Genomic DNA, 5,284 nt, shown 5'->3' on the forward strand with positions numbered 1-5,284 from the left:
AAGCCGCAGGATCTGCTGTCGCCGGGCAGGTCGATGAACCGTCCGGCGCAGGACCTATTCTCGCCCCGCCAGGAACTCCGCCAGCACCGGGCTGGCAGCACCTTTCGCGGAGCTGAGCAGCTCCGAGCCCGCAAGCGTCGCTTTAGACAGGCGCACGAGCCCGCCGGTTTCCTCGATGCGGTAGCATCGGCGTTTTTGCCGCCCACGCCTGTAGTGCGTCGCGGTGACGATCTGACAAGTGCTGCCATCGGTGAGCGTCACAGGGGTGGCGAGCCTGATCTTGTCACCTTCCTCGTAGTCCGGGACCGCAGCCCAATCCCGGCAGCGCTGACGCCAGTCCTGGGCGTAGCTGTCCGGGTCTTTCAGGTCGGAGAGAAGCTCGATCAGCGCAAGGGGCGCGCGAGCCTCGTTCGGACCAGCGCTTTCCTCCATGTCCTTGTAGCCCCAGCAGCCGTCATCGTATCGGGTGAGGAAGACAGCCCCGAAAGTGATGGAGCCATCCGCATCGGTGACATAGGTCATGTCTTCGACAGGGGTGCCTTCGAGATTGGTGACCCTTGCCGCCGCATACCAGGTTGAGCCGACCTTGCAGGCCTTGACCAGTTCGGTTTTGCGCGTGCCTCCCTCAAAGGTACAGAGCCGGGTGATCTCCGCTTTCTCATCCGCGTAGGTCTGGACGCGGCGGTCGGTGTAAAAAAGCCAACCCATTTCAGAGTCCTTTCTCTCGTTGGGGGAAATTGTTGTCGCCAATGTCCCGAGAGGGCCGTAGGCCCGGCAGGGTATTGGCGATGCTTATTTGAGAAAGGGCGCGTTATGCCGCCCTCCGGTCATCGATTTCCATCAATGCATCGAGCGACACGCGGTAGGGCTGCATTGCGTCGAAATCCTCGCAGCGTTTATGGGAATGAGTTGAAGCACCAATACCCTGCCGCGCTGCGCGCTCTCGGGACATTGGTGCTGCTTCATCATCTTCGTATTCCCAAAACGCCGAATTGCCGCAGTTCTGCACGATCGCGAAGGTGTCGCAGGCATCCTTGAGAATGACCCGGAAGGTGCCGCCTAGGCCCGAGGGCACCTCGTAGGTCCCGCCGATGAGATAATCCGAAGCCCGGCGCACGAAGACGCGGATGCTGTGGCCATCGGTGGCAAGCCGGATGGCCCCCTGCCCCCGGTCGATGAGCACCTGAACATCGTCCAGGATGTCTGTGTAGAACTGCCCGGTCAGATCGCGAAACGCCATGCGGCGCCGCGCCATCCAGTCGGCATCCCGAAACGGGTTCATGCCGTCGCCGAAAGCGAAGGAGGGATCGGCTTGCTCGGTCGTGACGATGCGGGTGGTTGTGCCATCGATACCGTTCGAGCGCAGATGCACGCCATTGCCGACGATGAGGATCAGGGCCGGCCTGTCCACGGGCCCGTTCCAGTTGGGAAGGAAGGTCTTGCAGGCGCGCGCATGGGCGATCTGCGCCGCCACGGCGGAGGCGGAGAACTTGAGAATAGCCATGGGGATGTCTTTCGGTTGGGTGTGGGAGGGTCGACCCGCGCAGGCAGAAGGGCTTGCACGGGTCGTGTGGTGGCTCAGGCCGCTTGCGCGACCTCGCTGTCAGGCTCGGGGGTCTCCGCAGCGGGTTCCGCCTCATCACAGGCGACACCGGCAGTCTGCATCATCGGCGGGCACCAAGCGGCCACGGCAGCGCGCTGCGCGTCCGTGAGCGTGGCGAAGGGCTCGGCGAAGAGCTTGTCGCAGAAGGCGACGATCTCTTTCTTGCTCGAGGAGGCCAGCGTGACCGCCTCCTGGGCGAGTCCCAGATCCTCGCCGAGGATTTTGAGGAGCCAGGCCTTCTTGAAGCGATTGAAGAGCGCCGCGTTCGGCGTCCAATGCGCGCGAATGTCGGGCATGATCTCGATCTCGAAGTCATGCATCAGGCTGTCGCGCTGGCGGTCCCGGGCAAAACAGGACTGCGTGGTGCTGGCCGTGGCATAGGCGACGAGCTTGGCCTTCTCGCCCGCATCGAGCTCGCGAAACGCCGCGAACTGATCGGCAGGGGACCGGGTGTCATCGAGCCACGAGAGGTCAAGTACATCATGCGCCGCCGCGACCTGCTCGAGCGAGGTCTCGTCGATCTCGTCCATCTTGGCGTGGGTCCGGTATTCCTTACGGGCATCGATCTTGATCGCCTGCGTGACACTCATGCCGCTGGCCAGAACATCACTGACCAGCTTGAAGAGCGTCAGATCGAGCGTGGCCTCGGGATGTAGCGCCATCGCGGCGCCAAGGGCCATGGCCCGCTCGGTCTTGAGATCCTCGGCCAGCGACGCCGGGTAGGTGATTTCACCAGCGTCGGGGGCCTCCTCTCCGGTGGTGTTGGTCGAGGAACTGGGCGCGCCCTCTTCTTTCACGATGTCCTCCGGGCGGACGAGGCCCAGATGGAGCGTGATCTGCCCGTTCGACCAAGACGCAATCACGCCTGCACGGGCGAGATCCTCGGCGCTGTAGGCCTCCTGCAGATCGCGGGCTTCGTCTTCCAGAGCGTCCACGCGGTCGTAAAGAGCCGTGTAGGCGTCCTCCTCGAACCCCTTATCTTCCATCTCGAGTTGCAGTTTCTCAAGTTCGGCGGTGATTTCATCCAGGCGCTTCTGGGCGGTCTCATCCGGCTCGACGGGTCCTGGGTAAACGCGGCCATAGTTGGCCATGGTCGCGTAATCATAGCGCACCATTGCATCGGCCCAGGCAAAGCCCAGCTTTATGCGAGCCTCTTCGGCGGCGGCCCCGAGCTTCTCGAGCAGGATAGTTTCGACCAGCTCCGCATCCTCGAGCACCGAATGCTCTTCCAGAAGATCAGCCGCGACGGCACCGCCACGCGCCTCGTAGTCCGCGCGCACGAAGGCTCCGATATCGTCGCTGACCTGCACACCGCGTGATTTGAGCGCCTGCCGGACGGTGTAGGCCTGCAGATAGCCGCCGTCCTTCGTGAGCGCCTCGAAGACCTCGCGCTGCGCCTCCTGGCTCGGATGCTCGGCGAAGGCCTTCATCGTGTCGAGCGTGATCACCTTGCCCCGGGCCGCGGCGCGAATGTCGGGGTGGATCAGGCCATAGCGCAACCGGCCTTTGACGGCGGCAACGGTGGTGCCGAAGGTCTTGGCGATCGTCTCGGGCGTCTGGCCGTCGACCTCCATCATCCGGGCGAAAGCCTCGAACTCGTCGATGGCATTCATCGGCGCCTGGGTGATGTTCTCGGCAAGCGACAGCGCCGTGGTAACATCGCAGTCTTCCGGCACAAGGCGGCAGTCGACCTTGGTTTTCGCGGTGAACACCTTGGTGGTCTTGTCGGCGATCAGCTCCTTCAGGGCAGCGTGACGGCGGCCACCGGCGAGGACGGCGTATTTGCCGTCGAGTTTCTGGACCAGGAGCGGCTGCAAGAGACCCAGAACGGCGATGCTGGACTTCAGATGGGCGATGTTCTCGGGGTCGTAGGTTTCCGGCGCGTTGCTGCGCACATTGGCGGGATGCGGGACCAGATCGCCGATGGCGACGGTAAGGGGAGCAAAGCTTGTGGTCATGGGATATCCTTCCGGGTGGGTGAGGTGTGGCCCGCGCCTTCACGCGCGTGACCAATCCCCGGCCTCGGGGATCACAACGACAGAGGGCCCGCTTTGCCTTTTTGGGGGCAGCGGGCCTTCATCGTCTGAGATGTCAGGGGGAGGAGTCCCCTTCCCTTCTACCAGTCGCGCGCAAGCATGATGGTCAGCACACGCATGGTCGTGGCAGGATTGTCCGGGGCTTCGGCCCCGTAGCGGAAATCGGAATCCGCTTCATACAAGTTTCCATGCAGGAGGTTGCGCGAACCGGATAGGTTGGGCGCAGATTCACAAAACGGGAGATTTTCAAGATGATGACGCCAACTATTGCGGCGACCTGCTTTGTCGCCATTGATCTGAGCAAATCGAAATGGCTTGTGGCGCTTGATGCGCCGCACTTGGCCAAGATTAAATCCGTGCGTTTGGATGGGTTTGATACGGCAGGACTGATTGATGTGGTTCGAGCGACCGTTGCGGAGGCGAGTGAGCTTTGCGGGCCTGATCAGCGGCCGATCGTTTGCTTTGAAACTGGATACGATGGTTTCTGGCTGCAGAGGCTGCTGTCCAACGAAGGGATCGAGACCTTGGTTGTGGATCCGACCAGCTTTCTCGTGAACCGCAAAGCGCGCCGGGTCAAAACGGATCGCGTCGACGCCGAAGGCATGGTCGTTCTGCTGAAGAACTACTGTTCCGGTGATCGAAAGGCATTCCGCACTGTGCGCGTCCCGACCGTTGCTGAAGAAGACGCCAAACGCTTCCACCGAGAGCGCAAGAGGCTGATGAGCGAACGAACTGGCCACATCAATCGCATTCGTGCCCTTCTCGCCCTGCAAGGCGTCCGGCATATCAATCCAGCGATGGTCACATGGCGCAAGAAACTGGAGGGCCTCGAAACTGCCGATGGCCGCCCTTTCCCCGATCAGCTCATGCGCGAGATCGTGCGATCTTTCGAACGCTTGGAACTGACGAACAAAATGATCAAGACTCTGGCCGAGGAACGCGACGAAGCTCTTGCAGCTGAATCTGAACAGTTCCCCGAGCACGAAAAGGCAGTGCTGCTCGAAGGGCTTCGCGGTGTTGGACGACACAGTGCGATGCTCTTGTCCGCAGAGGTATTCGGGCGAGAGTTCAAGAACAGGCGGCACCTGTCTTCCTATCTTGGTCTGACGCCCAGCCCCTATTCCAGCGGTGACGTGGAACGAAGCCAGGGTATCAGCAAAGCCGGAAACCGACCGGCGCGCACCCTCGGGATCGAACTGGCGTGGTGCTGGCTGCGGTATCAGCCACAAAGCGCACTCGCGCGCTGGTTCAGAAAATACACTGCTGAACGCCCGGGAGTGAGAAAGAAAGTCGCCATTGTGGCTCTTGCCCGCAAGCTCATCGTGGCCTTGTGGCGATATCTGGAAACGGGACTTGTCCCGTCTGGCGCGGTTCTGAAGGCGGAGGTGTAATACGGGATACTGAAACTTCAGAACAACGCGCAACGCCGGATGGTTGAGTGACCGAGAAGATTGATGGTCTTCACAAACCCTGTAGAAGTTTGGTCCCAACCAAGGCGGCTCCATTCCGGGAACGTGAACGGAAATTTGGTTCGGGCAGCACGCCCACCGTATGCAAGTCGATGCCACTGGAGTGAGCATATTTGAGGAGCCAAACCAGCGTTGCACTGAACGAAAAGGACTTGAAAATGTAATTTCCTCATGCA

4 protein-coding genes and 1 pseudogene are annotated in these 5,284 nt (G+C 61.4%); 1 reads left to right on the forward strand and 4 read right to left on the reverse strand.

Annotated features, from left to right (window positions below; translation table 11 throughout):
- Positions 1-54: 54 nt before the first annotated feature.
- The 4 genes and pseudogenes from O4H53_RS26780 to O4H53_RS26795 form a co-directional block, all read right to left on the reverse strand.
- A complete protein-coding gene (locus O4H53_RS26780) occupies positions 55-708 on the reverse strand; it encodes a DUF6927 domain-containing protein (RefSeq protein WP_269368022.1) in 654 nt (217 codons plus the stop codon).
- Positions 709-811: 103 nt separating this feature from the next.
- The gene (locus O4H53_RS26785; RefSeq protein WP_331284258.1) at positions 812-1,504 is read right to left on the reverse strand and encodes a regulator; all 693 of its coding nucleotides are present in this window, start codon (positions 1,502-1,504) and stop codon (positions 812-814) included.
- Between the two features lie 74 nt (positions 1,505-1,578).
- On the reverse strand, positions 1,579-3,561 hold the full coding sequence (locus O4H53_RS26790; protein ID WP_269368025.1) for a ParB/RepB/Spo0J family partition protein: 1,983 nt from the start codon (positions 3,559-3,561) through the stop codon (positions 1,579-1,581).
- 158 nt (positions 3,562-3,719) lie between these two features.
- Positions 3,720-3,824 (reverse strand): annotated as a pseudogene (locus O4H53_RS26795) (DUF3768 domain-containing protein); the annotation flags it as partial.
- Between the two features lie 66 nt (positions 3,825-3,890).
- On the opposite strand from O4H53_RS26795, the gene O4H53_RS26800 reads away from it, so the two are divergent.
- Positions 3,891-5,030, forward strand: a complete 1,140-nt coding sequence (locus O4H53_RS26800) for an IS110 family transposase (RefSeq protein WP_269368027.1) — start codon at positions 3,891-3,893, stop codon at positions 5,028-5,030.
- Positions 5,031-5,284 lie beyond the last annotated feature (254 nt).

The organism is Sulfitobacter sp. G21635-S1 (assembly GCF_027213915.1).
Taxonomy (GTDB): domain Bacteria; phylum Pseudomonadota; class Alphaproteobacteria; order Rhodobacterales; family Rhodobacteraceae; genus Sulfitobacter.

Coding starts and splice junctions, on each gene's coding strand:
- O4H53_RS26780 (WP_269368022.1), bottom strand. CDS start 708: ATGGGTTGGCTTTTTTACACCGACCGCCGCGTCCAGACCTACGCGGAT.
- O4H53_RS26785 (WP_331284258.1), bottom strand. CDS start 1,504: ATGGCTATTCTCAAGTTCTCCGCCTCCGCCGTGGCGGCGCAGATCGCC.
- O4H53_RS26790 (WP_269368025.1), bottom strand. CDS start 3,561: ATGACCACAAGCTTTGCTCCCCTTACCGTCGCCATCGGCGATCTGGTC.
- O4H53_RS26800 (WP_269368027.1), top strand. CDS start 3,891: ATGATGACGCCAACTATTGCGGCGACCTGCTTTGTCGCCATTGATCTG.